Origin of the sequence: Lentzea sp. JNUCC 0626 (genome assembly GCF_043632865.1) — a bacterium.
Classification (GTDB): Bacteria; Actinomycetota; Actinomycetes; order Mycobacteriales; family Pseudonocardiaceae; genus Lentzea.
Window position 1 is genome coordinate 9805277 of sequence record NZ_CP171635.1, and the last position, 26715, is coordinate 9831991.

The 26715-nt window shown below is 70.0% G+C and carries 23 protein-coding genes and 1 pseudogene; 16 read left to right on the forward strand and 8 right to left on the reverse strand.

Going from position 1 to position 26715, the window contains the following annotated elements:
• Window positions 1-5: 5 nt before the first annotated feature.
• Entirely contained in the window at window positions 6-785 is a 780-nt protein-coding gene (locus tag JNUCC0626_RS46205) for an SGNH/GDSL hydrolase family protein (protein WP_394616933.1), read from the forward strand.
• A gap of 4 nt (window positions 786-789) precedes the next feature.
• Here JNUCC0626_RS46205 and JNUCC0626_RS46210 read toward each other — a convergent pair whose 3' ends face one another.
• Genes JNUCC0626_RS46210 through JNUCC0626_RS46225 form a run of 4 tightly spaced genes read right to left on the reverse strand, consistent with a single transcriptional unit; the run spans window position 790 to window position 6429 of the window.
• The gene (locus tag JNUCC0626_RS46210) at window positions 790-2595 is read right to left on the reverse strand and encodes an ArnT family glycosyltransferase (RefSeq protein ID WP_394616934.1); all 1806 of its coding nucleotides are present in this window, start codon (window positions 2593-2595) and stop codon (window positions 790-792) included.
• Window positions 2592-4313 carry an ArnT family glycosyltransferase gene (locus JNUCC0626_RS46215; protein ID WP_394616935.1) on the reverse strand — a complete coding sequence of 574 codons (1722 nt, stop codon included), beginning with the start codon at window positions 4311-4313 and terminating at the stop codon, window positions 2592-2594. Before JNUCC0626_RS46215 ends, JNUCC0626_RS46210 begins: the two co-directional genes overlap by 4 nt.
• Window positions 4314-4331: 18 nt before the next feature.
• Window positions 4332-5726 (reverse strand): sensor histidine kinase, encoded by a 1395-nt coding sequence (locus JNUCC0626_RS46220; protein WP_394616936.1) that lies wholly within the window; start codon window positions 5724-5726, stop codon window positions 4332-4334.
• Window positions 5704-6429, reverse strand: a complete 726-nt coding sequence (locus tag JNUCC0626_RS46225) for a response regulator transcription factor (RefSeq protein WP_394616937.1) — start codon at window positions 6427-6429, stop codon at window positions 5704-5706. Before JNUCC0626_RS46225 ends, JNUCC0626_RS46220 begins: the two co-directional genes overlap by 23 nt.
• A gap of 109 nt (window positions 6430-6538) precedes the next feature.
• Here JNUCC0626_RS46225 and JNUCC0626_RS46230 point away from each other — a divergent pair, with 109 nt between their 5' ends.
• The 4 genes from JNUCC0626_RS46230 to JNUCC0626_RS46245 all read left to right on the forward strand — a co-directional run bounded on the left by JNUCC0626_RS46230 (window position 6539) and on the right by JNUCC0626_RS46245 (window position 9627).
• Window positions 6539-7042: a hypothetical protein gene (locus JNUCC0626_RS46230; RefSeq protein ID WP_394616938.1), complete on the forward strand. Its 504-nt coding sequence runs from the start codon at window positions 6539-6541 to the stop codon at window positions 7040-7042.
• Window positions 7043-7128: 86 nt separating this feature from the next.
• On the forward strand, window positions 7129-8781 hold the full coding sequence (locus JNUCC0626_RS46235; protein WP_394616939.1) for a bifunctional metallophosphatase/5'-nucleotidase: 1653 nt from the start codon (window positions 7129-7131) through the stop codon (window positions 8779-8781).
• A gap of 74 nt (window positions 8782-8855) precedes the next feature.
• Window positions 8856-9305, forward strand: coding sequence for a hypothetical protein (locus tag JNUCC0626_RS46240; protein ID WP_394616940.1), 450 nt, complete (start codon window positions 8856-8858; stop codon window positions 9303-9305).
• Between the two features lie 10 nt (window positions 9306-9315).
• Window positions 9316-9627, forward strand: coding sequence for a hypothetical protein (locus tag JNUCC0626_RS46245; protein ID WP_394616941.1), 312 nt, complete (start codon window positions 9316-9318; stop codon window positions 9625-9627).
• Window positions 9628-9634: 7 nt separating this feature from the next.
• Here the strand turns inward: JNUCC0626_RS46245 and JNUCC0626_RS46250 are convergent, their stop codons facing one another.
• Window positions 9635-10516: a hypothetical protein gene (locus JNUCC0626_RS46250; RefSeq protein ID WP_394616942.1), complete on the reverse strand. Its 882-nt coding sequence runs from the start codon at window positions 10514-10516 to the stop codon at window positions 9635-9637.
• A 38-nt stretch (window positions 10517-10554) separates the two neighbouring features.
• Here JNUCC0626_RS46250 and mug point away from each other — a divergent pair, with 38 nt between their 5' ends.
• Both mug and JNUCC0626_RS46260 read left to right on the forward strand, forming a co-directional pair.
• Entirely contained in the window at window positions 10555-11049 is a 495-nt protein-coding gene (gene mug, locus JNUCC0626_RS46255; RefSeq protein WP_394616943.1) for a G/U mismatch-specific DNA glycosylase, read from the forward strand.
• Window positions 11050-11277: 228 nt separating this feature from the next.
• Window positions 11278-14076, forward strand: coding sequence for an AfsR/SARP family transcriptional regulator (locus tag JNUCC0626_RS46260; RefSeq protein WP_394622252.1), 2799 nt, complete (start codon window positions 11278-11280; stop codon window positions 14074-14076).
• On the opposite strand, the gene JNUCC0626_RS46265 is transcribed toward JNUCC0626_RS46260, so the two are convergent.
• The gene (locus JNUCC0626_RS46265) at window positions 14066-14614 is read right to left on the reverse strand and encodes a hypothetical protein (protein ID WP_394616944.1); all 549 of its coding nucleotides are present in this window, start codon (window positions 14612-14614) and stop codon (window positions 14066-14068) included. The two genes, JNUCC0626_RS46260 and JNUCC0626_RS46265, sit on opposite strands and share 11 nt — an antisense overlap.
• A 139-nt stretch (window positions 14615-14753) precedes the next feature.
• On the opposite strand from JNUCC0626_RS46265, the gene JNUCC0626_RS46270 reads away from it, so the two are divergent.
• From JNUCC0626_RS46270 to JNUCC0626_RS46300, 7 genes and pseudogenes are all read left to right on the forward strand, one after another.
• Window positions 14754-15224, forward strand: a complete 471-nt coding sequence (locus tag JNUCC0626_RS46270; protein ID WP_394616945.1) for a hypothetical protein — start codon at window positions 14754-14756, stop codon at window positions 15222-15224.
• Window positions 15225-15263: 39 nt separating this feature from the next.
• Window positions 15264-16022, forward strand: coding sequence for an LLM class flavin-dependent oxidoreductase (locus tag JNUCC0626_RS46275; RefSeq protein WP_394616946.1), 759 nt, complete (start codon window positions 15264-15266; stop codon window positions 16020-16022).
• 75 nt (window positions 16023-16097) lie between these two features.
• Window positions 16098-16727 carry a DUF4041 domain-containing protein gene (locus JNUCC0626_RS46280; RefSeq protein WP_394616947.1) on the forward strand — a complete coding sequence of 210 codons (630 nt, stop codon included), beginning with the start codon at window positions 16098-16100 and terminating at the stop codon, window positions 16725-16727.
• A 291-nt stretch (window positions 16728-17018) separates the two neighbouring features.
• Window positions 17019-17519, forward strand: a pseudogene (locus tag JNUCC0626_RS46285) (ATP-binding cassette domain-containing protein); the annotation flags it as partial.
• A gap of 230 nt (window positions 17520-17749) precedes the next feature.
• Window positions 17750-18718 (forward strand): ABC transporter permease, encoded by a 969-nt coding sequence (locus JNUCC0626_RS46290; RefSeq protein WP_394616949.1) that lies wholly within the window; start codon window positions 17750-17752, stop codon window positions 18716-18718.
• A gap of 31 nt (window positions 18719-18749) precedes the next feature.
• Window positions 18750-19127 carry a GntR family transcriptional regulator gene (locus JNUCC0626_RS46295; RefSeq protein WP_394616950.1) on the forward strand — a complete coding sequence of 126 codons (378 nt, stop codon included), beginning with the start codon at window positions 18750-18752 and terminating at the stop codon, window positions 19125-19127.
• A gap of 25 nt (window positions 19128-19152) precedes the next feature.
• Window positions 19153-20016, forward strand: a complete 864-nt coding sequence (locus tag JNUCC0626_RS46300) for an ABC transporter ATP-binding protein (RefSeq protein WP_394616951.1) — start codon at window positions 19153-19155, stop codon at window positions 20014-20016.
• 1 nt (window position 20017) lies between these two features.
• Here JNUCC0626_RS46300 and JNUCC0626_RS46305 read toward each other — a convergent pair whose 3' ends face one another.
• Window positions 20018-21556, reverse strand: a complete 1539-nt coding sequence (locus tag JNUCC0626_RS46305; RefSeq protein WP_394616952.1) for a phytoene desaturase family protein — start codon at window positions 21554-21556, stop codon at window positions 20018-20020.
• Window positions 21557-21822: 266 nt separating this feature from the next.
• Here JNUCC0626_RS46305 and JNUCC0626_RS46310 point away from each other — a divergent pair, with 266 nt between their 5' ends.
• Window positions 21823-23061: an ABC transporter substrate-binding protein gene (locus JNUCC0626_RS46310; protein ID WP_394616953.1), complete on the forward strand. Its 1239-nt coding sequence runs from the start codon at window positions 21823-21825 to the stop codon at window positions 23059-23061.
• 146 nt (window positions 23062-23207) lie between these two features.
• Here the strand turns inward: JNUCC0626_RS46310 and JNUCC0626_RS46315 are convergent, their stop codons facing one another.
• Window positions 23208-25544 (reverse strand): Tex family protein, encoded by a 2337-nt coding sequence (locus JNUCC0626_RS46315; RefSeq protein ID WP_394616954.1) that lies wholly within the window; start codon window positions 25542-25544, stop codon window positions 23208-23210.
• A gap of 49 nt (window positions 25545-25593) precedes the next feature.
• Here JNUCC0626_RS46315 and JNUCC0626_RS46320 point away from each other — a divergent pair, with 49 nt between their 5' ends.
• A complete protein-coding gene (locus tag JNUCC0626_RS46320) occupies window positions 25594-26691 on the forward strand; it encodes an alkaline phosphatase family protein (protein WP_394616955.1) in 1098 nt (365 codons plus the stop codon).
• Window positions 26692-26715 lie beyond the last annotated feature (24 nt).

Sequence of the window (26715 nt, forward strand, 5' to 3'; positions counted from 1 at the left end):
TTCGCGTGCTGGTGTTACTCGGTGACTCGACAGCGGTCGGGATCGGCGACCTCGTGCCCGGCGGCTGGCGCGGCTTCGGCCCGATCCTCTCGTCCTCCTACTCGGACAACGGCTACCGCAACTACGCCGTCTCCGGCGCCCGGCTGGCCGACGTCAGACGCACCCAGCTGCCGCAGGCGTTGCGGGACAAGCCCACTGCCGCCGTCGTCATCGCCGGCGTCAACGACACGCTCCGGTCCGACTTCTCCGCGCGGCGGATGCACGAGGACCTCGACCACGTGTGCCGCGAACTGACCGCCGCCGGCGTCTCGGTGGTCACCGTGCGGTTCCACGACCAGGGCCGCGTGTTCAAGTTGCCCGGCCGGTTGCGGCGGGTGCTCAAGGACCGCATCGACGAGTACAACCGCATCGTCGACGTCGTGGTGGCGCGGCACGGGGTCCGCTGCGTCGACCTGCACACGATGCCCGGCGCGTACGAGCTGGAGACGTGGGCGGTCGACCGGTTGCACCCGTCCGAACGCGGGCACCGGATGCTCGCGCGGGCGTTCGCCGCGGAGTTGCGGGCGGTCGGGCACGACTTCGGCGAGGTCAGCCTGGAGTGCTCGGGCGGGCGCGAGCTGACGGTGTGGCACCACCTCGCGTGGCTGATGCTCAAGGGCGTGCCGTGGTTGTTCAAGCGCGGCGCCGATCTGGTGCCGTTGCTGTGGGCGGACGAGGAACCGGCCGAGGTGTTCGGACCGGTGGTGCCGGCGGAGGTTCTCCCCGCCGACACCGGCCGCCTGTGACGGATCAGCTCGTCAGGTCGTAGAGCGTCTGGCCGCCGACCGTGGTGGCGGTGAAGTTCGCCGCCACCCACTCGCCGATCTCGTTGCTGCCACCAGGTCCGCCACCCCGTCCACCCTCGACGTAGTAGCGCACCTTGCCGTCGGCGACGAGCTGTTGGAACTCCTCCAGCGTCGGCGCGGGGTCGCTGCCGTTCCACCCGCCGATCGCGATCACCGGACGGCCGGACGCCAGTTGGAGTCCGGCTGCGCTCTGGGCCCCGGTCGTGGCCGCGGCCCACTCGGTGTCCGTGGACTTGAGCAGCTGCACGACCTCCGTGGACGACGTGCCCTCACGCATGCCGCCGCCCTGCTGGGAACGCGGGCCGGACAACGGGATCGAGCCGCTGTGCGTCGTCGCGGCGGTGGCGACCGCGTACCCGGATGTGCCGAGCAACGCGGCCACGACGAGCACCCCGGCCACCCAGCGGCGGTCGAGACCGAACACCAGGGCCAGCACGGCGAGCGCGGTCACGGCCAGCAGGAGCCAGCGCAGCCACGGCGTCCAGGCCGGGGTGCGGTCGAGCAGGATGTAGCCCCACACGCCGGTCACCGCGACCATCGCCGTCAACGCCATCCGCACCGGGAAGTGCGCCCTGCCCCGCCAGAGTTCACGGCCGGAGATGCCGACGACAGCGGCGATCGCGGGGGCCAGAGCCACCGTGTAGTACGGGTGGGTGATGCCGCTCATGAAGCTGAACACCGCACCGCTCACGAGCAGCCAGCCGCCCCACAGCACCAGCGCCGCACGGGTGCGGTCGGTGCGCGGAGCCCGGCGCAGGAACCAGAGTCCGGCGGCCAGGCCGATCAACGCGGCGGGCAGCAGCCAGGAGATCTCCGGGCCCATGCTGGCGCCGAACAACCGGCCGATGCCCGTCTCGCCGCCGAAGCCGATGTTGCCGTTGCCGCCCATGCCCCCGCCGCCTCCGCCGGGACCGGAGTTGCCGAAGATGCGGCCGAGGCCGTTGTAGCCGATGGCCAGTTCCCACAACGAGTTGTTGGTCGAGCCGCCGATGTACGGGCGGCTGTCGGCGGGCCACAGGTCGACCAGCGCGATGAACCAGCCCGCCGACACGACCACCGCGACACCGGCGCCGAGCAGGTGCAGCAGGCGTTTCCAGACGGACGTCGGTGCGGCGATCAGGTAGGCCAGCGCGAGGGCGGGCAGCACCAGGAACGCCTGGAGCATCTTGGTGAGGAACGCGAAGCCGATCGCGGAACCGGCCAGCGCCAGCCACAGCGGGCTCGCCTTGTCCACCGCGCGGACCGTGCAGTAGGCGGCCGCGACCATCAGCAACACCAGCAGCGCGTCCGGCAGGTTGAAGCGGAACATCAACGCCGCCACCGGGGTCAGCGCGAAGGCGGCGCCCGCGAACAGGGCCGCGAGCGGGCCGGAGGTGCGCTTCACGGTCGCGTAGAGGAGTCCGACGGCCGCGACGCCCTCGAACGCCTGCGGGGCGAGCACGGTCCAGCTGGAGAAGCCGAACGCCTTCGCGAACAGGCCGCTCACCCACAGGAACGCGGGCGGCTTGTCGACGGTGATCGTGTTGCCGGGGTCGAGCGAGCCGAACAGCAGCGCCTTCCAGCTCTGCGACGCCGCCTGCGTGGCCGCCGCGTAGAACTCGTTGCCGTACCCCGACGCGGTCAGGTTCCACAGGTACAGCACGGCGGTTCCGGCCAGCAACGCTATGAAGGCCAGGCGGTGCAACGGTTTCGGGTCGCGCTTCGGGGCGGGCGGCGCCGCGGCGGGCGCGGGGGCGAGGGTGGCGGTCATGACGCGTCCAGGTCGTAGAGGGTGGCACCGGCGACGGTGGTCGCGGTGTAGTTCTGGGCGACCCACTCGGCGATCTCGTGGGCGGCGTCGCTGCCGGTCTCGCCCTGCATCATCCGTCCGGCGCTGACGTAGTAGTGGATCTGTCCACTTCGGACCATCTCCTGGAACTCGGCGAGGGTGGGGGCGGGGTCGGTGCCGTTGAAGCCGCCGAGCGCCATCACCGGCTGCCCGGACGCGAGCTGGAGGCCCGCCGCGTTGTTGGAGCCGATGGTGGCGGCGACCCACTTGTAGCTGCTCGCGTTGTCCTGCAGGAGGGTCGTCACTTCGGTGTCCGGGGTGGTGGCGTCCAGCAGGCCGCCGCCCATGCCGCCCATTCGGCCGTTCGACGGGCCCGCGACGGGCAACGCGCCGGTGTGCGGCGTGGTGACGGTGGCGAACGAGTAGGTGGTCGGGCCGAGCAGGGCGGCGATCAGCGCGACCGGAATGGCCCAGCGCAACGACAGCACCAGGCCGACGGCGGCGATCAGACCCGTCATCAGCACGAGCAGCGCGACGGGCGTGGAGAAGCCGTTGATCAGCACGTAGCACTGGAGCGCGGACAGGGCGACCGAGCCGGAAAGCACCGCCGCGGCAACAGGTTCGTGGCGGCGGTCCCAGAGCTCGACAGCGGCGATGCCGATGATCGCGGCGATCGCGGGAGCCAGTGCGACGGTGTAGTAGGAGTGGATGATGCCGTTCATGAAGCTGAACACCCCGGCGGTGACCACGAGCCAGCCACCCCACAGCGCGAGTGCGGTGCGGGCGCGGCCCTTGGTCAACCACAGCCCGGCGACCAGCAGCACCACGGCGGCGGGCAGCAGCCAGGCGATCTGACTGCCCATCTCGGCACCCAGCAGGCGGCTCCAGCCCGCAGAACCCCAGCCTCGGCCACCGCCGACGCTGCCGACCTCGTCGCCGGTGAGGCGGCCGAACCCGTTGTAGCCCAACGTCAGTTCGAGCACGCTGTTCGTCTGCGAGCCGCCGATGTACGGACGGTCGGGTGTGAGTTCGACGGCCACGATCCACCAGCCACCCGCGACCACCATGGCACCGAACGCGCCGGTCAGGTGCAAGATCTTCCTGCCGACGGTCGTGGGCGCGGCGATCAGGTACGCCAGCGCGAACGCGGGCAGCACCAGAAAGGCCTGCAGCATCTTGGTGAGGAACCCGAACCCGATCGCGACACCGGCGAGCGCGAGCCACGCCGGACTGGCCTTCTCTGCGGCGCGGGTCACGCAGTACGCGCCCGCGATCATCAGCAACACCAGCAGCGCGTCGGGGTTGTTGAAGCGGAACATCAGCACGGCGACCGGGGTCAGCGCGAGCACCGCGCCGGAGATCAGCGCGGCGGCGGGGGAGAACCAGCGGCGGACCGTCGCGTGCAGCAGCCAGACGCTGCCGACGCCCATCAACGCCTGCGGCACCAGGATGCTCCACGCGTTGACGCCGAACAGCCGCGCGGACAGGCCCATCACCCACAGCGAGGCGGGCGTCTTGTCGACGGTGATCGCGTTCGAGGCGTCGGAGGAACCGAAGAACCACGCCTTCCAGCTCGTCGCACCGGCCTGCGCGGCGGCCGAGTAGTAGGCGTTGGCCCAGCCCGAGTCCCCCAGCCGCCACAGGTACAGCGCGCCGGTCGCGATCAGCAGGACCGCCAGCGCCAGGCGTTCTCGTCTCATGCGGACGAGCCTCGCGGCCTAGCCTGGGGAGGTCGTGTGCCCCTGCTGTGAGCGACCTGTGTGCAGCGAGACCGTGAACGTGGTGCTGCCGGGGCGGCTCGCCACGGACACCTCGCCCTCGTGCGCGCCGACGACGGCGGCCACGATCGACAGGCCGAGGCCCGTGCTGCCGGCCGCGCGCGACCGCGAGGAGTCGCCGCGCGCGAACCGTTCGAAGACCTCCAGGCCCTGCGGGATGCCGGGACCGTCGTCGGTGACGGTCAGGTCCACCTGTCCGTTGTGGACGGACAGGCCGGTGGTCACGGTGGTGCCGGGCGGGGTGTGCGTGCGGGCGTTGGACAGCAGGTTGCCGATGACCTGGTGCAGTCGTTGCACGTCACCGGTGATCGTCACCGGATCACCGGGCAGCGCGAGCTTCCAGCTGTGGTCCGGGCCCGCGATCCGGGCGTCGCCGACGACGTCGAGCACCAGCCTGGAGAGATCCACGTCCTTGCTCTCCAACGGTCTTCCGGCGTCGAGCCTGGCCAGCAGCAGCAGGTCCTCGACGAGCGAGGTCATCCGCACCGCCTCGGACTCGACGCGGCCCATCGCGTGCGTGATCTCGGGCGGCACGTCGGCGTCGGTGCGGCGGGTCAGTTCGGCGTACCCGCGGATGGCGGCCAGCGGCGTGCGGAGTTCGTGCGAGGCGTCCGCGACGAACTGGCGGACGCGCGTTTCGCTGTCGTGCCGGGCTTTCAGGGCCTGGTCGACGTGGCCGAGCATGCGGTTGAGCGCCAGCCCGACCTTGCCGACCTCCGTCGCGGGATCGGTGTCCTCCTCCGGCACGCGTTCGGCCAGCGCGACCTCGCCCTCGTGCAGCGGGAGTTCGGAGACGCGGGTGGCGGTCTCGGCGACGCGGTCCAGCGGCACGAGCGCCCGCCGCACGATCACCCGGCCCGCCAGCGCCACCGCCGCGACGCCCGCGACGAGCAGCCCGGCGAGGATCCACACCATCTGCCAGACGATGTCGGTGACCGTCGTCAGCGACAGCCCCTTGATCCCGAACCTGTCGGACACCACCCGGAACTCGCCGGCTTCGCCCAGGTCGACCGTGTGCGGCCCCGCGGGCGTCGCCTCCAGCACCGCGATCTCGTCGGGGGTGAGCAGGCGCGCCTGCTGCGTGCCGGGCACCTCGATGGTGCCGCCGATGGTGCCGTCGCGTTCGACCCGCGCGTTGATGCCCGGTGTGGTGTAGGGGGAACCGGGTGGCGGTGGACGGAGCGACGTGATCTGGCGGTCCAGGTTGTTCATGAGGAACGCGTGCAGCGCGAGCACCGACACCCCGCCGATCACCAGGCACAGCGCGGTGAGCAGGACGATCTGGCCCGAGACGAGCTGCGCCCGCAGGGTTCTAGGTCGCAGGCTTGAGGACATACCCGGCGCCTCGCATCGTGTGGATCATCGGGGTGCGCCCGGCGTCGATCTTCTTGCGCAGGTACGAGATGTAGAGCTCGACGATGTTCGCCTGGCCGCCGAAGTCGTAGCTCCACACGCGGTCCAGGATCTGCGCCTTGCTCAGCACCCGCTTCGGGTTGCGCATGAGGTAGCGCAGCAGTTCGAACTCCGTGGCGGTCAGGTCGATCGACGTGCCGGCGCGTTCGACCTCGCGGGTCTCCTCGTTCAGCGACAGGTCACCGACGATCAGCCGGGTGCCCGCGTCCGCGTCGGTCACGCCGGTGCGCCGCAGCAGTGCGCGCAGCCGCAGCACGACCTCTTCGAGTGAGAACGGCTTGGTGACGTAGTCGTCGCCCCCGGCGGTCAGGCCGGCGATGCGGTCCTCCACGGCGTCCTTGGCCGTCAGGAACAGCACGGGCAGGATCGGGGCCTCCGCGCGCATCTTGCGGAGCACCTCGAAGCCGTCGAAGTCGGGCAGCATCACGTCCAGGACGACGACGTCCGGGCGGAACTCCCGTGCGGTCTTCACGGCCGTGGTGCCGTCGAGTGCCGTGCGCACGTCCCACTTCTCCATGCGCAGCGCCATCGACATCAGCTCGGCCAGGGTGGACTCGTCGTCGACGACGAGCACCCGGACCGGCGTTCCGTCCGGCCTGCGGAGTTCGGTCTTCATCGCGCGCATGGCTCCCATCGTGAACGCGGATCCTGTGTACCAGCTGTGAGCGATCCGCACAGCTCAGGCCTACGGCGCACACAGGTCCGGCACAGGCGTGGCCGCCACGGTTGTCGTCATGACCGAACAACAGCCCCCGGAGTGGGGAGCACCGCAGCCCGTCGAGCAGGCTCGCCCCGCGTGGACCGCGAAGAAGACGGTGGCGGCCGTGGCCATCGCCGTCGCGATCGCCGGTGCCGGAGGCGTCGCCATCTACGCGGCCAGCGGCACGAACCAGCAGAGCGACGCGATGGGCATGGGAGGACCGGGAGGCATGGGTGGCACGCCGCCGGACGGCATGGGCGGCGGCATGCGCGGAGGCCTCGGCTTCGGCGACACGACGCACGGCGAGTTCCAGACCGGCGAGGTGACCGCGATCAGTGACTCTTCCGTCGAGGTGAAATCGACTGATGGCTACACCAAGACGTATGTGATCGACGCCGAAACCGTGGCCGAAGGTGTCGAGAAGGGGGACACCGTGACGGTGATCGCCACCACAGAAGACGGCAAGTCCGTGGCCACGAGCGTCGTCGAACCTGGTCAACGCGGGCAGCGCAACGGGCAGGCCCCTCCCACGAGATGATTTGGGGTCAAGTGTGAGCGGTTATGGTCGGGTGATCAGCCCGACCACGACCGGAGGTGAGCGTGCGGACGTTCACACTGACGGTGATGGGTTCGACAGACCTGCACGGCAACCTGTTCAACTGGGACTACTACCTCAACCGCGAGTTCGACGACTACGCGCACAACGACGTCGGGCTCGCGAAGATCTCGACCCTGGTGAACGACGTGCGTTCGGCCGTGGGGCGTCATCGGACGTTGCTGCTCGACGCCGGTGACACCATCCAGGGCACACCGCTCGCGTACTATTACGCGAAAGTCGAACCCATCACGCGTGGTGCGCACGTGCACCCGATGGCGGCGGCGATGAACGCCATCGGCTACAGCGCCGCCGCCCTGGGAAATCACGAGTTCAACTACGGGCTGAAGGTGCTGCGGACGTTCGAGCGGCAGCTGGACTTCCCGTTGCTGGCGGCGAACGCCGTGGACGTCGCGACGGGACTGCCCGCGTTCCCGCCGTACGTGGTGAAGACGGTGTGGCGCACCGGCGGGCCGCCGCTGAAGATCGGCATCCTCGGGCTCACGAACCCCGGGATCGCCGTGTGGGATCGCGCTCACGTCGACGGCGTGCTGACGTTCCCGGGGCTCGTCGAGCAGGCGCTGCACTGGGTTCCGGAGATCCGCCGCAAGTCCGACCTGGTGATCGTCGTGGCGCACTCCGGGGCCGACCTGTCGTCGTCCTTGGGCGACCAGGTGCCGTTCCCGGAGAACTGCTCGGAGCTGCTGGCGGAGACGGTGCCCGGCATCGACGCGATCCTGGTGGGACACGCGCACGTGGAGATCCCGCAGCGGATCGTCACGAACAAGGTGACCGGGCGGCCGGTGCTGCTGACCGAACCGCTGTACTGGGGCAAGCGCCTGTCGGTGATGGAGTTCGACCTGGCGCACGACGGGGACTGGGAACTCGTGGCGTCGCGGTCCTCGGTGCTGGAGTCGGCCTCGGTGCGGGAGGACCCGCGGATCGTGCGGCTGCTGCGGCACGACCACGAGAAGGTCGTCTCCTACGTCAACGGGAACATCGGGACCTGCGCCTCGGCGATGTCGGCGGCGCGGTCGCGGTTCGAGGACTCGCCCGCGTTGCGGTTCATCAACCACGTGCAGGCGCTGGAACTCGCGAAGTCCACGTCGTTGCCGGTGCTGTCGCTGTGCGCGCCCTTCAACCGGGCGGCGGGGATCCCGGCGGGCGACGTGTCCATCCGGGACGTGGCCGGGCTCTACATCTTCGACAACACGCTGGTGGGCGTGCGGATGACGGGCGGGCAGGTGCGCGACTTCCTGGAGGAGTCGGCGCGCTACTTCGCCCAGGTCTCCGGCCCGGGACCGTTCACGGCCGCCGAGGTCTCCCACGACGTGCCGGACTACAACTTCGACATCGCCTACGGGCTGTCGGCGCCGCTCACGTACGACATCGACATCTCTCAGCCGGTCGGCTCGCGGATTCGCGCGCTGTCCTACGACGGTCAGCCGGTGAGCGACTCGGCCGAGTTCGCCGTGGCCGTGAACAACTACCGGCAGGCGGGCGGCGGCGACTTCCCGCACGTCGCGGCGGCGCCCGTGCTGCACAACCAGCAGCAGGAGATCCGGCAGCTGCTGATCGACTGGGTGAAGGCGGCGGGCTCGCTCGACCCCGCCGCGTTCGCGGGCTCGGACTGGCGGCTGGTGTCCGGTGGAGTCCCCGTGGTGGTTTCCACCAAAGAGTGAATTCCGGAGCGGCGTCCTGCGGGTTCCCGCCAAGGCGGTGGAAGTCGACCAAGCAATTGAGATAGGCCAAGCGCGTGCAGTTGCCGCAACGCGTTGCCGTCGGCGCACTGGTCGTGCCTGCCCTGCTCGCTTCGGTGGGCCTCGCCGCACACCCCGCTCCGGCCGTGGCGCCGGGTCAGCTGGTGATCGCGGTGCGGCCGGCCGAGGTCGTGCTGGCGGGCACCGCCGCGTCCGCTGAGGAACGCCAGCAGGTCGTGGACGCCGTGCGCGCGCTGTCGGACCGCCCGGTCACCGACGTGCTGACGCTCGGGGACCGCCTGCCCGTCACCGCCGCCGTGACCGCGGCGCTGCTGCGGGCCGCGCTCGACCGGGGCGTCACCGAGTTCACCGGTGTCGTCCACGAAGGACACCTGACCGCGTCGGCACACGTCGTGGACCCGGAGCGCGCGGGGTCGCTGAGCGACGCGCTGCGCTCGGCCGCCCCCGGCCTGCGCGTCGACGAGGACTTCACCACTACGGGCTAGGAGCTGTTCGGTGTTCGGGTTCTTCTTCCAGATGTTCCTGCTGTGCGCGGGCGCGTTCCTGGCCGGCGTCCTGCTGACCTGGCTGACGATGCGCTCGCGCGACACGGCGGCGGTCGAGGCCCAGCCGCTGTCGATCATGGAGGAGCCCGCGGCCGTCGTGCCCGCGATCAAGGCGAACTCGCGCACGATGATGTTCCACACGCCCGATTCGCCCTACTACAAGCGCATGAAGGGCGACGCGTTCTTCCACTCCCCGGAGGACGCCCGCCGTGCGGGCTACACGATGTGGACGCCCCGTCCACGCGTGACCGCCGACGCTTAGAACGGCACTAGAACGCACGCAGCCAGGCGTCGAGGGTGAGGTAGTCGGCGTCGGTCAGGCCGTGCCGCGGGTTGACCTTGTGCAGCAGGGCGGTGCCGTGGTGCTTGGCGACCCAGCGCCGGTCGGTCTCGCTGATCTCGTCGTCCACCCAGGCGAACGGCCGGGTGCCCGCGAGCGCGACCAGGCCGCGCGTCTTCCAGTGCAGGCCTGGGACGGGTTCCTCGTCGTCCGGCCAGTTCGCGACCGGGAGCGTCGGCAGGCCCAGCAGGGGCGCGATGTGGGTGTTGGCGTCGTCCATCCAGGTAGTGGCCCAGATGAGCTCGCACGGCAGGGAGGCGAGCCACGGGCCGTGCGCGGGGTCGAGGCGGGGGAGGCCGGGATCGCCGGGGACGCCGTCGCCGAACGGCAGCAGCGGGCCGTCGACGTCGAGGAAGAGGATCGGTGTCACGGCATGGCCGCCTGATGCGTGCGCCACGCGGTGCGCAGGCCTTCGAGTTCGTGGTGGGGGAACGGGCGCTGCCAGCCGCGTTCGTACTCCGCCGGTTCCAGTGCGTCGAAGCAGCGCACCAGGGTGCGGGCGAGCGTGCCGAGCGGCTGCCGGGTCGACCAGACCTCGGTGGCCGGGGCGCTGGCGGTCCGGGTGCTCGGTGATCCGCAGGTCGACCACACCGCCGTCGTGGCGGAGGTGCCAGCGGTAGACGGTCGGCTCGGCCTCGAACTCGGCACCGGCCTCGGCGTCGCCGCGCAGCAGCCGGGTCACGGCCCCGAGGAGGTCCTCGGGGGCACTGGTGACGTACGAGGCGCTGATCGTCACCTCCGCCGCGCGGTCGGCCAGCCGCACGTCCGCCCAGCCGGCGTGCACGGACCAGGTGATCGTCAGATCGGCCATGACGGGCAGGTTATGTCGCGCCTCGTAGGCTTGGCGACGTGATTGCCGATGTGATCAAGCCTGGACTCGACGTGCTGTTCTGCGGGATCAACCCCGGCCTCGTGTCCGAGGCGACCGGGCACCACTTCGCCCGGCCCGGAAACCGGTTCTGGCCCGCGTTGCATTTGTCCGGGTTCACGCCGCACCAGTTCGCACCGGCCGAGCAGGAGAACCTGCTCGATCTCGGGCTCGGCATCACGAACGTCGTTGCGCGAGCAAGCGCCCAGGCCGCCGAATTAACAATTGACGAAATGAAGCAAGGCGCGGTCGAGCTGACCGAAAAGGTCGAGCGGTATTCGCCGAAGGTTCTCGCGGTGCTCGGCGTGACGGTGTACCGGGCCGCGTTCGGCCGGAAGAAGGCGCAGGTCGGGGCCCAGCAGGACACCGTGGGCGGCGTGCGGGTGTGGATCCTGCCGAATCCGAGCGGGCTGAACGCCCACTGGCAGTTGCCGGCGCTCGCGGAGGAGTTCGGGCGTCTCAAAAGCAGCCTCTAGAAACAGAACAAAAGTTCACATTCATGCCCACTGAAAGTGGGCTGGACGGAGTGGGGTCTGGTCTGGTTGCATCCAGATCTGCGTCCGTTCGAGTGCATTCACCTGGAAGCGGAACCCCGGAATGCCGGGCTGCGTCAAAATTTGGCAATGCCGTGCAGAACTCGGTGAATCTTCAACACTGGTGGGGGCGCAGTGGAGATCAGGATTCTCGGGCCGGTGGAACCGACGGTGCCGCCGAAGCCCGCGCAGATCTTAGCCGTCCTGGCGGTCGAGTGCGGCAAGATCGTGCCCGTCGAGCGCCTGATCGACCTCATCTGGGGTGAGGAGCCGCCGCCGCAGGCGCGCAAGTCGCTGCAGGTGCACATCTCCAGCCTGCGCCGCACCGGGCTGCCGGTCGAGCACCGGGCCGCGGGCTACGTGCTGAACGCCGACCCCGAGACCGTCGACCTGCACGCGTTCCGGCGGCTCGTCGCGCGCGCGGGCGAGGAGGCCGACCTCAAGCTCAAGGCCGAGGCGCTGGGCAGCGCGTTGCAGCTGTGGCGAGGCACGCCCGTGGTGTTCGCGCAGACCCTCGACGTGCAACGGCTCGCCGCCGCCGAGGCGTGGGTCGACGCGGAACTCGCGCTGGGCCGCCACGCCGAACTCGTCGACCGGCTCGGGACGTTCGTCGCGGAGTACCCGCTGGCCGAACGGCTGCGCGGGCAGCTCATGACGGCGCTCGCGCGGGCGGGCAGGCGTGCCGACGCCATGCGGGTGTTCCGCGAGACGCGCAAGGTGCTCGTGGACGAGCTCGGGGTCGAGCCCGGTGAGCAGTTGCAGCAGCTCTACCGGGACGTGCTGGAGGGCTCGCGGGACAGCCGCCGCAACTACCTGCCGCGCGACGCGGGCGACTTCACCGGGCGTGAACGGGAGTTGTCCCGGTTGCTCGACAGCGACGGCGGCGTCTGGTGGATCGAAGGGCCCGCCGGCGTCGGCAAGTCCGCGTTGGCCGTGCACGCGGCGCATCGGCTGGCGGACCGCTATCCCGACGGGCAGCTGTTCGTGGACCTGCACTCGCCGTCCGGCGCGCTCGACGCGTTGCTGCGGGCCATGGACGTGCCGAGCGAACGGATCCCCGAGTCGGCCGAGGAACGCGCGGCGCTGTGGCGGGCCACGGTCAGCGGGCGGCGGGTCGTGATCGTGCTGGACGGCGTCACGAGCGTCTCGCAGGTCAGGCCGTTGCTGCCGGGCAGCCCCGGCTGCCTGACGCTGATCACGAGCCGCAGCAGGCTGTGCGGGCTCGAGGGTGTCCGTCGGGTCCCGCTCGACGTGCTGGGCAACGACGAGGCCGTGACGTTGCTGAAGCGCATCCTCGGCGACGACCGGGTGGCCGCGGAACCGGACCAGGCCGACGAGGTCGCGCGGCTGTGCGGCTACCTGCCGCTCGCGGTGCGGATCACCGGCGCACGGCTCGCCGGACGCGCGCACTGGCCGGTGTCGAAGCTGGTCAGGCGGCTGTCGGACGAACGGTCGCGGCTCGACGAGCTGGTCGCCGACGACCTGGCGGTGCGGTCGAGCCTGGAGCTGACCTACCGGGCGCTCGACGCGAACGCCCGCCGCGCGTACCGGATCTTCGGGTTCCTCGGGCTGCCCGAGGTGCCGAGCTTCCTGTGGGTGCACCTGCTGGACGAGGACGTGCTCGACCAGCTCGTCGACGCGCGGCTGCTCGACGTGATCGGCAGCGCGCGGTACCGGATGCACGAGCTGGTGCGGCTGCACGCCCGTGAGCTGGCCGAGGCCGAGGATTCCCTGCCGGACAGGGAAGACGTGGTGCGCCGGGCCGTCGTCGCCGCGTTGTCCACTGTGGACGGACTGACTGAGCAGCTGTTCCTCGCCGTGCCGCGCATGCAGGATTCACTCGGCGTGCTCGCCCCGGTCGCGCGGCCCGCCGACAAGGACGCGTGGTTCGCCCGCGAGGAACCGTTGCTCGTGCGGCTGGTGGAACGGGCGGCCGAGCTCGGCCTGGTGGAGATCGGCGCGCAGCTCGCCGAGGTGCTGGTATTCGCCTGGTTCGGGCTGCGGAACCGGTACGAGGCCTGGGAAAGGACGCACACGGCCGCGTTGGAGGCGGCGTGGCGGAGCGGCGACGTGCGGCTGGAGGCGGTGCTGCGGTGCAGCCTCGGGCAGATGCACTACAAGCGGGACAACCTGGTCGAGGCGCGCTCGTGGTTCGACACCGCGCAGACGCTGTTCGTGAACCTGGACGACCAGCGCGGCGAGGCCGTCGCGATGAACGGCATCGGCATGGTGTGCCGGGATCTCGGTCAGTACCCGTGCGCGCTGGAGGCGTTGGGTCGCGCTCGTGAGCTGCTCGCGTCGCACGACCTGGAGGGCGAGGCGCACGCACTGTACGGAATCGGTTCCATCAAACGGGAACTGGCCGACGACGCGGGGGCGTTCGAGACGTTGGAGCAGGCCGCGGCGGTCTACCGGAAGGCGAGCAGCCGCCGGGGCGAGGCGCTGGCGGCCCGCGGGATAGGGCTCGTGCACCGGGCCCGCGGCGAACTGGACCTGGCCGAGGAGCACATCCGGCGGGCGCACGAGATGGTCGCGGGCACCGGTGACGAACTGCTCGGCTGCTACACCGCGCAGGCGTTGGCGAAGGTGTTGCTGCGCAGGGGTTTCCTCGACCCGGCCGAGGAGTTGATCGGGCAGGCGCTGGACGGCTGCCGCGACGTCGGGGACCGGTTCGGCGAGGCGCTGGTCCGCCGCACGCTGGGGGAGTGGCGGCTCGCGGCGGGCGACCACACCGGCGCGCGGGTCGTGCTGAGCGACCTGTTGCCGGTGTGGAACGACCTCAGCCTGCCGTTGTGGCGGGCTCGCACGCTGCGCGACCTGGGAGCGGTCCACGCCCGTCTGGGGGACGTCGAAGGCGCGGACCGCTCCTGGGACGAGGCCGCCGGCCTGTTCACGCGACTGGGCACCAGGGAGATGGGAGAGGTGCACCAGTGGCCGGCTCAGTGGGGCCTCGCGTCCGTCAGCCCGTGATCTTCTTGTACTTCCACGGGGCGTAGCCGCCGCTCTTGAGCGACGAGATCGTCACGGTCTCGTGGTCCATGTCCGTGGCGGTGCTGCCCTCCTCGTAGATCCACGCGGAGGTCTTGGCCGAGTTGGCCCACTTCTCGAACAGCTTCACGTGGCCGTTGCGCAGGATCATGTCGCCCGGCTTGAGGTTCGCCCACGAGATCTTCGTCGCGACGCTGTCCAAAGTGGACGTGTTGAGGCTGGACGTGAGCTTCCACGTCATGGACACGAAGCCCGAGCAGTCGGTGCGGTACTTCTTGCCCTTGTTGATGTCCCAGGCGTAGGCGGACTGGCTGTACGGAACCTTGCGGTCCCACCAGTCCTTGGCGCGCTTGATGACCTCGGTGCGGCTGATGGAGCCGCCGTACCCGGCCGCGGCCTCCACCTGCGAGGCGGTCGCCTGCTCGGAGGGACCCTCCGGCGCGGCCTGGGCGATGCCGCTCATGCCGCCCAGCAGCCCCAGCGAGATGGCGGTCGCCGCTACGGCGTGGCGAATGCGCATGGTGTTGCTCCGATCGTTGGTGATGACCGGAACTGTCCACGGTGGCGCCAAAGATCGGCCAAAGACCGATTTAGGCCTTCCTTTACCGCTCCTTCCTAGCTTTCCCGGCACCTTGCTATGGGCTTGAAGGAGAGAGCACATGTTCGTTCGCACGATCGCAGCCGTGATCGCGATGTTCGCCGCTCTGATCATGGGCGCGTCCGTCGCGTCGGCGGCCCCGGCCAAGTACACCCACGCCCAGGCGACCGCGCAGCTCCGCGCGGCCGGCATCGGCTGGACGTCCAGCGGTGGGTGCAGCGACCGCAACCGTCCCAACTGCACGTCGTTCGAGCAGATCAACCAGACGACGATCGCGGGCGCGAAGACGTTCAAGAGCGCGTCGGGCTGCGCGCTGACCATCACCGGCGGCACGGAGACCGGCCACGCGTCGGGCACCTACTCGCACTGGAACGGCTACAAGGTCGACTACCGGCTGAGCAGCTGCGTCACCAACTACATCAAGGGCAGCTTCACCTCCATCGGTGGCAACAAGTGGCGTTCCAACGCCGGCAACGTCTACTACCTGGAGTCGAACCACTGGGACGTCACGTACCACAACTGCGGGTGCTGATTCCTGGTTGAGCGCGGGGCCGGTGGGTAGGTTTGCCTGGTGACCACACTCGGCGTTGTCTACCGGCCCCAGCTCCCACCGGAGAACCTGCGTTCCGTCGTCCTCGCCGCGGAGGAGTCCGGAGTGGATTCCCTGTGGCTGTGGGAGGACTGCTTCCTGGAGAGCGGCATCGCCTGCGCCTCCGCGGCCCTGGCCTGGACCTCGCGGCTGCACGTCGGTGTCGGACTGCTGCCGGTGCCGTTGCGCAACGTGGCGCTGACCGCGATGGAGACCGCCACTTTGGAGCGCCTGTTCCCCGGCCGCGTGACCTTGGCCGTCGGGCACGGCGTGCAGGACTGGATGGGCCAGGTCGGCGCGCGGGTGGCGTCGCCGCTGACGTTGCTGCGCGAGTACACCCTGGCGTTGAAGGCGCTGCTGGCCGGCGAACGCGTGACCGTGTCCGGCCGGTACGTGAACCTGACCGACGTGGCCCTGGACTGGCCGCCTGCCGCGCCGATGCCGATCTACGTGGGTGGACTGGGCATGAAGACCCTCGACCTGGCCGGCGAGGTGGGCGACGGCACGGTTCTCGACGCCTCGGCAGACCTCGCTCGGGTCAAGGCGATCACCTCGACCCGCACGCACCCCGTCGTCGTCTACGTGGAGACGGACTCGCGCGACCGTGCGTTCGTCACGGACCTGGTCGCCTCCGTGGCCGGCGCGGGCGCGACCAGCGTGATCTTGCAGCAGTCCGCCACGAGCGAGGACCCGGAAGGGTTCGTCCGTTTCGTGGGATCACTCGATGGTGTGAGTGCGTAGCGCTGGAGATAACGGCGGATTCCCCCTTGCGATGGAACGGTCATGGGCCTTTCGTCGCTGATCGGGGAGGTAAGCATGCTCGGGCGCAAAGACCGCCGGATCGCTGAGCTGGAGCGGGCCGTGGAGGGCCTGCAAGAACTCCTCTCCCGAATCGGCGATGCCCGAACGGCGCAGACCAGTGCGTTGGAAGAGGTGGACCGAGCCGGTGCCGAACTAGTAGCGCTGCGGCACCGGATCACCAACGCACGAGCCGAACTCCAGCCGCTGAAGGAAGAACTCACCTTCCAGCGAGCCGGCGTGTTCCGCACCGACGCCACAGCGGACCACCAGGCGCAACTGGACCTGGTCCACGACGAGATGAAGACCCTGATCAAGACCGGCGCGGCGATCGAAGGTGGCGGGCAGGTCACCTACAACGGATCGGACGCGACCGGCCGCAGGCTCGTCGAGGACTGGTCGGCGCTGATGCTCCGCTCGTACAACTGCGAGGCGGAGAACTGCCTGCGCATGCTGCGCGCAGGCGGCCTGGACGCGGCGAGAAGGCGCCTCGATCGGTCGGCGTCGGCGATCGAGCGCCTGAGCGGAACCTTCGGGCTCCGCGTCTCGCCGCGCTACCAGGCCCTGCGAGCCTACGAACTGGAACTGACCGCCGACCACCTGCAACGCAGGCAGGAGGCGCGCCGCACCCGCCGCATCGCGTCCTGACGGTCCGCTCGGGGGAGGAAGCCGGGCGACAGGCAGGGGAAACGGCACGCCGGGTGCGCGGTGGCGGGAGGCGCGGCGGCAGAGGCAACGGCCCCAGGCGAGCCGTCCCTCTTCTTGGCTCTGGGTAAGCGGTTTCGGTGACGTGCCCGCACAAACCCAGCCCCAATCCCTATCGACGCGCCAGCGGCGATGACCCAACCCGTCCCGAAATGGTCTGCACGACCACCGCACTGGCGACATGTCAGCACCCTTTCACTAGGTAACTAGTGAAAGGGTGCTACGGTGGCGACCATGACGCAGAGGGAGCCTTCGCCGGTCCTGGCCGAAGGCCTGGGCAAGAAGTACTCAAGAGGCTGGGCACTACAAGACTGCACCCTGGAAATCCCGCCAGGCAGAACAGTCGCGCTGGTAGGCCCGAACGGCGCCGGCAAGAGCACCCTGATGGGCCTGATCACCGGCATGCTGCACCCCACAACAGGCCAAATCCAGGTGTTCGGCAACACCCCGACCGGCCGCGGCATGCACGACGAGGTCGCCTTCCTGACCCAGGCCAAACCGCTCTACCCGCAGTTCACCGTCACCGACACGCTCACCTACGGCCGCCACACCAACCCCAACTGGGACCAGGCCTACGCCGAGGAGCTGGTCGAAAAGGCGCAAATCCCGTCGACAGCCAAGGTGGGCACGCTGTCAGGCGGCCAACGCACACGGGTAGCCCTGGCGCTGGCACTGGGAAAGCGCCCGAGGCTGCTGATGCTCGACGAACCGCTGGCAGACCTGGACCCGCTGGCCCGCCAGAACGTGCTGCAGACACTCACCGAGGAATGCCGAACGAACGGCATCACGGTGCTGCTGTCATCGCACGTGCTGGCAGAGCTGGAAGACGTGTGCGACCACCTCGTGTTGCTCGCAAACGGGCGCATAAGCCTGGCAGGCGACGTCAAAACGCTCCTCCAGACCTTCCCCGAACACCGCACCCTCAGCGGGCTCGCGCTCGCGCACATGCGGACGGCGGTGGCGGCATGACGTGGGTCGTGTGGCGGCAGCAGCGGACGTTGTTCCTCACGCTCGCCATCGGGTTGGTCGTGGGGGTCATCACCATCCTGGTGCTCAGGGCGGTGTCGGTCGGCGAACTCACCGACCGCGGGCTCCTCGACTGCGTGGGGAAGGGGATCGACGCCTGTCGCTCGCCGGCGGCCGCCGAGTTCCAGGTGGCCTGGTTCGAGAAGATGCACATCGCGGCGGTCACGGTGCTGGCGGCGCCGTTGTTGATCGGGGTGTTCGTTGGCGCGCCGTTGTTCGCTCGCGAGTACGAGCAAGGGACGCACGCGCTGGCGTTCACGCAGTCGGTGAGCCGGACTCGGTGGATGGTCGCCAAGTTCGTGGTGACGGCGTTGCCCGCACTCACAGCGGTGCTGGTGTGGCAGGTCGTGGTGCACAGCTGGCTCGACGCGGTGGGCAGCCTCGGGCCGCTCGGGCTCGGGCCGTACTACGGCACGATCTTCGACGGCCGGAGCGTCTCGCCGGTCGCGTACACGCTCTTCGCGTTCACGTCGGGCATGCTCGCGGGCGCGGTGTTCAAGCGCACGGTCGCGGCGATGACGGTGACGCTCGGGCTGTACGTCGCCACCCGTGCGGTCGCCCTGCAGACGCGGGAGCACCTGCTCGCGCCGACCAGGGTGATCAGCGACGACGTGCTGGCTCCCCCGATGCGGTACGGGCCGCTGCACGTGGCGGGTGGTTACCTCGACGCTAAGGGCCAGGTGGTCGCAGACCCGGGGCCGTTGATGAACTGCGTCGGCAAGGAGGACGCGCAGGGCGTCGTCGACACGGCGGCCTGCTTCCGGGAGAACGGGCTGGCGCAGCGGTTCAACGACGTCATCCCCGTCGAGCAGGCGACGGCGCTGCACCTGGTCGAGGGCGCGATCTTCGTGGGCTGCGCGGTGCTGTTCGCACTGGGCACGGTGTGGGTCGTGCGCAGGCAGACGTGAACGGCGCGGGTGGGCACCTATGCTGAGCGGCGTGATCGAGTTTCGCATCGATCGGCACTCCGGGGTGTCCACCTATCTCCAGATCGCCGCGCAGGTCAAGCAGGCCATGCGAATGGGGCTGCTCGGCCCCGGCGACAAGCTGCCGACCGCACGGGAGGTGGTGGAGGCCACCAGGGTCAACCCCAACACCGTGTTGAAGGCCTACCGCGAGCTCGAACACGAAGGCCTCGTGGAGGGTCGGCGCGGCATGGGCACGTTCGTCACGGCCTCGCTCGCCACCGAGGCGGCGAAGGCCGGCGCGCCGCTGCGGCAGGACCTCGAGGGCTGGATGGACCGAGCGGTCGGCGAGGGGTTGTCCGGCGACGAGGTCGACGCCATCTACACCGACGTGCGGGGCACGCACTACTGAAGTCCACTGTGGACGTGGGAGCGGCATGAACACCAGTCCGGTGCGGGCGGAGAACGTCGCGAAGCACTTCGGGCGCACCAAAGCCGTCGACGAGTGCTCGTTCGCACTGCCGGAGGGCAGCGTCACGGGACTGGTCGGGCCGAACGGCGCCGGCAAGAGCACGTTGCTGTCGTTGATCGCCGGGCTCGCGTGGCCCACGCACGGCGAGATCACCGTGCACGGCACGCCGGTGCGCGGCCGGATGCACCCCGACGTGTCGTTGCTGACCCAGCAAAGGCCGCTGTACGACCAGTTCACGGTTCGCGAGCTGATGCGCGCGGGCGCCGCGATGAACGATCGGTGGTCGGCCGACCGCGCCGACGAGGTGCTCGATCTCCTTGCGGGCGTGGACAAAGGGGCGAAGGTCCGCACGTTGTCGGCCGGTGCGCGTACCCAGGTCGCGATCGCGATGGCGTTGGGGCGCCTGCCGAAGGTGCTGCTGCTGGACGAACCGATGGCCGACCTCGACCCGTTGGCGCGCGACGAGACGTTGCGGATCGTCATGACCGAGGTCGCCGAACGCGGCACGACGGTCCTGCTGTCCTCGCACCTGCTCACCGACCTCGGCGACGTCTGCGATCACCTGCTGCTGCTCGACGAGGGCCGCGTGCAGCTGTGCGGCGACATCGACGAGATCCTGGACGAGCACCACGTCGTCATCGGGCCCGCTGACGAGGCGTTCGACGGGGACGGCGTGGTCGACTCCTCGCGCACGTCCCGGCAGATCACCGCGCTGGTGCGCGGCGGGACCGTGCCTTCCGGTTGGGAGACAACGCGTCCCGACCTCGAAGCGCTCGTGCTCGGCTACCTGCGGGCGTCGCGCGCCCGCAAGCTCGCCCGCACTCAGTAACTCAGTAAAGGGCCTTGTGCAGACCCTGGATCAGGGTCTTGTAGAGCTCACCGGCCGCGCCCCAGCGGGCGAGCGCCGCCCGTGCCGCGTTCGCCCCCGCCGCGCCGTGCACACCGCCACCCGGCCACGCCGACGAGCCCGCCAGGTAGAGGCGGTCGAACGGCGTGTCCGCGCGACCCAGCCCCGGCAACGGCCGGAACACCAGCTGCTGGTGGATCGCGCCGGTGCCGCCGTTGACCGAGCCGATCTCCGCCGGGCCGAGCACCGAACGGCCGAGGATGCGCGAACGGAAGCCCGGGGCGCGCTCCTCGATCATCACCTCGATGCGGTCGGCACGGCGCTTCAGGCGCTCCGGCGTCCAGTTCCCGCCCAACGGCACGTGTGTGTACGCCCACGCGGCCTCGGTGCCCGCGGGGGAACGTGACGGGTCGGTCGTCGTCATCTGGCCCAGGACCATGAACGGCGTGCGGGGCACCTTGCCGCAGGCGAGTTCGTGGGCGACGGTCGCGAGGCCGTTCACGTCACCGCCGAGGTGGACCGTGCCAGCCCGCGCGGCCTCCGGGTTCGTCCACGGGATCGGGCCGGAGAGCGCCCAGTCGACCTTGATCGTGTCGCTGTCCCACTGGAAGCGGCGCAGGTCGTCGGCGAGCTTCGCCGGCAACGCGTCGGGGCCGAGCAGGTCGAGGTAGAGCGACGGGGCCGGGATGTCGGCGACGACCGCACGGCGTGCGCGCACGACCGACCCGTCGGCCAGACGCACGCCCACGGCCACACCGCGCGCGTGCAGCACCTCGGTGACCTCGGCGTTCGTCTCGACACGGCCACCGAACCGCCGCACGAGCGACGCCGTCAGTTCGCCCGCACCGCCGCGCGGGACCGGGTTGCCGACCTCCTGGCCGAGCATCGCGAGCAGCCAGCCGAACCCCGCGCCGCCCGCGTGGTCGGGACCGAGGTCGGTGTGCATCGTGTTGCCCGCCAGCAGCAGGCGCGCGCCCTCGCCGTCGAACAGCTCCTCGCCCAGGCGGCGCACCGGCAACGTCAGCATGCGGGCCAGCCGCAGCGCCTCGCCGACCCCGGCCGAACGCAGCAGGGAGAGGCCGCCGCGCACCGGTGGAAACGGTTGCAACAGAGAGTGAAGTACCGCATCGCGCACCTGGAGCCACCGCGCGTACTCCGTCTGCCAGCGTTCGCTGTCCGCGTGGGCAAAGGTGCCGACGGATTTGGCCGTCTCGGCGACGTCGCGGGAGAGCAGTGCGACTCGGTCATCCGGCAGAACGTGCGCTAGGACGGCTGGAGCGTGCTGCCACTGCACGTCGAGGTTCAGCGCACTGAGCACGGGGGAGCCCAGACCCAACGGGTAGAAGGCGCTGTAGACGTCGTTGGTGAAGCCGGGCGCGGTCAACTCCGCCGACGTCACGGCGCCACCAGGCCTGTCGCGCCGCTCCAGCACGAGGACGTCCCACCCGGCGTCCGCGAGTAGTGCCGCGGCCACCAACCCGTTCGGTCCGGACCCGATGACGATCGCGTCGGCCTCGTTCACGCACGCCTCCCCATAACCGTGTGGGAGCAACCATTTCAGATCTTCACGCGTTCGGATGCGTCCGTACGGAGGTGTGAAATGTGACCGATCAGCCCGTATCTCATTTCGTTCGGTACCGAAGAGCTAGCACACTCCGTAGTCGAGCGGTAGTCACATGAACCTTACGTATCTGTGTTCCGTACCACATAAGGGGACATTATGTGACCCCCGTGTCAATACTGAGCTACCGCTTAGTATGCCGAGATCATTTGGACAAGGACTGCTGCATGCCCCTCCGCCGCGTACTGCCCACCGCCGCCTTGGCGCTCGCTGTCCTCGTGGCCGGCTGTGGCGCAGAGACAGCTGAGAAGCCCCAGGTCAAGATGGGGCCGGGCGTTACCGACGACACGATCTCGCTCGGCATCCTGACCGACATGACAGGCCCGTTCAAAGGCTCCGCGCTGACCCGCCTGAAGGGCTACGACCTGTACGTCAAGCAGGTCAACGACCGCGGCGGCATCTGCGGCCGCAAGATCGAGCTCAAGCAGAAGGACCACGCCTACGACGTGCAGAAGGCGCTCGACGCGTACTTCGACCTGGAGCCGCAGGTCCTCGGCCTGCTGGAACTCGCCGGCACGCCGATGACCGCCGCCATCGAGCCCGACATCATGCAGACCCGCACGCTGACGGCCCCGGCCTCGTGGGCGGCGTCCCTGCTCGGCAACCCGCACATGATGATCGTGGGCACGACGTACGACCTCGACGTCATCAACGGACTTGATCACTACAAGCGCCGCGGCGTGATCAAGGAAGGCGACACCGTCGGACACATCTATGCCCAGGGCAGCTACGGCGACAACGCGGTCGAGGGCAGCCGGTTCGTCGGCACGCAGTGGAACATGAAGATCGCCGAGCAGCCGATCAGCGAGGTCGCCGCCGACCTCAGCCAGCAGGTCGCCGCGCTGAAGGCCCAGGGCGCCAAGGCCGTCGTGCTGAGCACCACCCCGCCGCAGACCGCCGCCGCCGTGGGCGTGGCCGCCGCGCTGAAGTGGGACGTGCCGTTCCTGGTCAACGTGGTCGGCTTCGACACCGCCATCCTCGACTCCCCGGTCGGCCCGGCCGTCGAGAAGCAGGTGACCGTCGTGACGTCGGTGGCGCCGTTCACCGGCACGCAGCAGGGCCCGCGCGAGGTCGCGGCGGCGTTCAACAAGTACTACCCGAACGACAAGCCCGCGATCTACGTCGACCACGGCTACACCGTCGCGAAGGTGTTCCTGTCGGTCATCGAGAAGGCCTGCCAGAAGGGCGACCTCACGCGCGACGGCGTGCTGGACGCGTTCCACAACACCAACGGCCTGGACACGCAGGGGCTGACCGGCGCGCTGCACTACTCGCTCGTCGGACGGCCGTCGGCCACGCAGTCCTACATCGCGAAGGTCGACTCGAAGGTGCCCGGCGGTCTGACCACTGTCGAGGAGCTGTTCGAGTCGGAACTCGTGAAGGCCAAGGGCACCCGCGCCAAGTAGGGGTCAGGCGCCGGGGAACGGTGCTTCGGCCTCGACCCGCCGCCCCAAGTCGCTCCGGCCCGCCGGCCAGAGGCACCGGCCCCACCCACCCGCCAAATGAGAAACGGGCCCGTCCTGTCGCCAGGAGGGCCCGTTTCTCGTCCGTTCTACTTGCCGAACCCGGCCTTGCGGAGCGCGTCCGCCATCGAGCCGCTGGCGGGCGGCGGCGAGTTGCGCTGCTGTCCGCCGCGCTGCTGCCCACCCCCGCGCTGCTGCTGCGGACGGCCACCGCGGTCACGACCGCCGCCACCGCCGCCCTGCTTCGGCGCGGGCTTGCCCGGCTCGTCGGTCAGCCGCAGCGTGAGGCCGATGCGCTTGCGGGCCTCGTCGACCTCCAGCACCTTCACCCGCACCACGTCACCGGACTTCACGACGTCGCGCGGGTCCTTGACGTAGGTGTTGGACAGGGCCGAGATGTGCACGAGGCCGTCCTGGTGCACGCCGATGTCGACGAACGCGCCGAACGCGGCCACGTTCGTCACGACGCCCTCCAGCACCATGCCGGGCTTGAGGTCGGCGATCTTCTCGACGCCGTCCGCGAAAGTCGCCGTCTTGAACGCCGGGCGCGGGTCGCGGCCCGGCTTCTCCAGCTCGCGCAGGATGTCCGTGACGGTCGGCAGACCGAACTTCTCGTCCACGAACTGCTCGGGCCGCACCTTCGTGAGCACCGCGGTGTTGCCGATCAGCTCGGCACCGGCGGCCTCCTGGATGCGGCGCACGACCGGGTACGCCTCGGGGTGCACCGAGGACGCGTCGAGCGGTTCGTCGCCGCCGCGGATCTTGAGGAAGCCCGCGCACTGCTCGAACGCCTTGGGGCCGAGTCGCGCGACCTCCATCAGCGACTTGCGGGTCTTGAACGGGCCGTTCGAGTCGCGGTGCAGCACGATGTTCTCCGCGAGGCCGGCGGTGATGCCGGAGACGCGGGTCAGCAGCGGCACGGACGCCGTGTTGAGGTCCACGCCGACCGCGTTCACGCAGTCCTCGACCACCGCGTCCAGCGACCGCGACAGCTTCGACTCCGCGAGGTCGTGCTGGTACTGGCCGACGCCGATCGACTTCGGGTCGATCTTCACGAGCTCGGCCAGCGGGTCCTGCAGGCGGCGCGCGATCGACACGGCGCCGCGGATCGAGACGTCCAGGCCGGGCAGTTCGGACGACGCGTAGGCCGATGCCGAGTACACCGACGCGCCCGCCTCGGACACCACGATCTTGGTGAGGCCCAGGTCGGGGTGGCGCTTGATCAGGTCGGCGGCGAGCTTGTCGGTCTCGCGCGAGGCCGTGCCGTTGCCGATCGCGATCAGGTCGACGTTGTGCTGCTTGGACCACGCGGCGAGCTTCGCGATCGACTCGTCCCAGCGGTTCGCGGGCACGTGCGGCTGGATGACGCCGTGCGCGACGACCTTGCCGGTGGCGTCGACGATCGCGACCTTGACGCCGGTGCGGTAGCCCGGGTCGAGGCCCATCGTGGCGCGGGTGCCGGCCGGGGCGGCCAGCAGCAGGTCGCGCAGGTTCGACGCGAACACCTTGACGGCCTCGTCCTCGGCGAACGAGCGCAGCCGGCCGCGCAGGTCGATGCCCAGGTGCACGAGGATGCGCGTGCGCCACGCCCAGCGGACGGTGTCGGTGAGCCACTTGTCACCGGGACGGCCCCGGTCGTCGATGCCGAAGCGCGACGCGATGCGCACCTCGAACGTGGACGGCCCGCCTTCCTCGTTGGGCTCCTCCGGCTCCAGGACGAGGTCGAGGACCTCCTCCTTCTCGCCGCGGAACAGGGCGAGGATGCGGTGCGACGGCAGCTTCGCGAACGGCTCGTCGAACTCGAAGTAGTCGGAGAACTTCGCGCCGTCGGTCTCCTTGCCCTCGCGGACCTTGGAGACGACCCGGCCGCGCGTCCACATCTGCTCGCGCAGGTCGCCGATCAGGTCGCCGTCCTCGCCGAACCGCTCGACCAGGATGGCCCGCGCGCCCTGCAGGGCGGCCGCGGCGTCCGCGACCTCCTTGGCCGGGTCGACGAACTTGGCGGCCTCTTCCTGAGGGTTCAGGCCAGGATCACCCAGAAGTGCGTCGGCGAGCGGTTCGAGACCGGCCTCCTTCGCGATCTGGGCCTTGGTGCGGCGCTTCTGCTTGTACGGCAGGTAGAGGTCCTCCAGCCGCGCCTTGGACTCGGCGGCGAGGATCTGCGCTTCGAGGGCTTCGGTGAGCTTGCCCTGCTCGCTGATGGAGTTGAGGACGGCAGCCCGGCGCTCTTCCAGTTCGCGCAGGTAGCCGAGGCGTTCCTCGAGCGTGCGCAGCTGGGCGTCGTCGAGACCGCCGGTCGCCTCCTTGCGGTAGCGGGCGACGAACGGGACGGTCGCGCCACCGTCGAGCAGTTCGACAGCAGAGCCGACCTGGCCAGCGGCCACGCCGAGCTCGTCAGCGATCTTCTGGTGGATGAGCGTTGTCACAGCGCGCCATTCTGCCCGCTGTCCGATTCGACGTGGCACGGTGTCCTTCATGACCATCGCCGAGGTCGTTCCCTCACTGCTGTCGGGCCTGGAAGTTCCGGGTGCCGACAACACGCTCGGCCTGCCCGCGGCCCGGCGTGTCGTCCTGCTGCTCGTCGACGGCCTGGGCCACGAGCTGCTGCGCGCGCACGCCGCTCACGCGCCGTTCCTGTCCTCGCTGCCGGACCGCTCGATCGACGCGGGCTTCCCGTCCTCGACGGCCACGAGCATCGCCTCGATCGGCACCGGACTGCACTCCGGTGAGCACGGCATCGTCGGCTACACGTTCGCCGTCGGCGACGAGGTGCTGAACTCGCTGACCTGGTCGCGGGCCGGTGAGCACGGCCACGACCTGCGCAAGACGCTCGTGCCGGAGGTCGTGCAGCCGCACCCGACGCTGTTCGAACGCGCGGCCGCCGCCGGGGTCGCGGTGAGCGCGGTCGCCCCGCTGCTGCACCGTTCGTCCGGGCTGACCAGGGCGGCGCTGCGCGGGTCGTGGTTCCGCGGCGTGGCGGGGTTCGGCGACCTGGCGCTCGGGGCCGTCGCGGCGGTCCGGCAGGACCGGTCGTTCTGCTACGCCTACCACGCGGACCTCGACACGATCGGGCACGTCTACGGGCCGGGGTCCGAGGAGTGGCTGATGCAGCTGGAGTTCGTGGACTCGCTGGCCGAACGGATCGCGGCGCGGATGCCGGAGGGCTCGCAGCTGGTGGTGACGGCGGACCACGGCATGGTCACCGCGGGCGAGCGGATCGACTTCGACACGGAACCCTTGCTGTGGCAGGGGGTTCGCGTGATCGCGGGGGAACCGCGGGTGCGGTACCTGCACGTCGAGAGCGACGAGGTGATCGCGACGTGGCGGGAGTTCCTCGGGGACCGCGCGGACGTGCTGACCCGTGAGGACGCCGTCGAGGCCGGGTGGTTCGGGCCGGTCAGCCCCCTGGCGGCCGACCGCATCGGGGACGTCGTGGTGGCGCTGCGGGACGAGCACGTGGTGGTGCGCAGCCAGGCCGAGCCGGTGCTGAGCTCGCTGACCGGGTTCCACGGCTCGCGCACCCGTGCCGAACTGGCGATCCCGCTGCTCGTGCACTCAGTAGCTTCAGTGTAGACCGAAACCAGCCCTTTCCGTTGC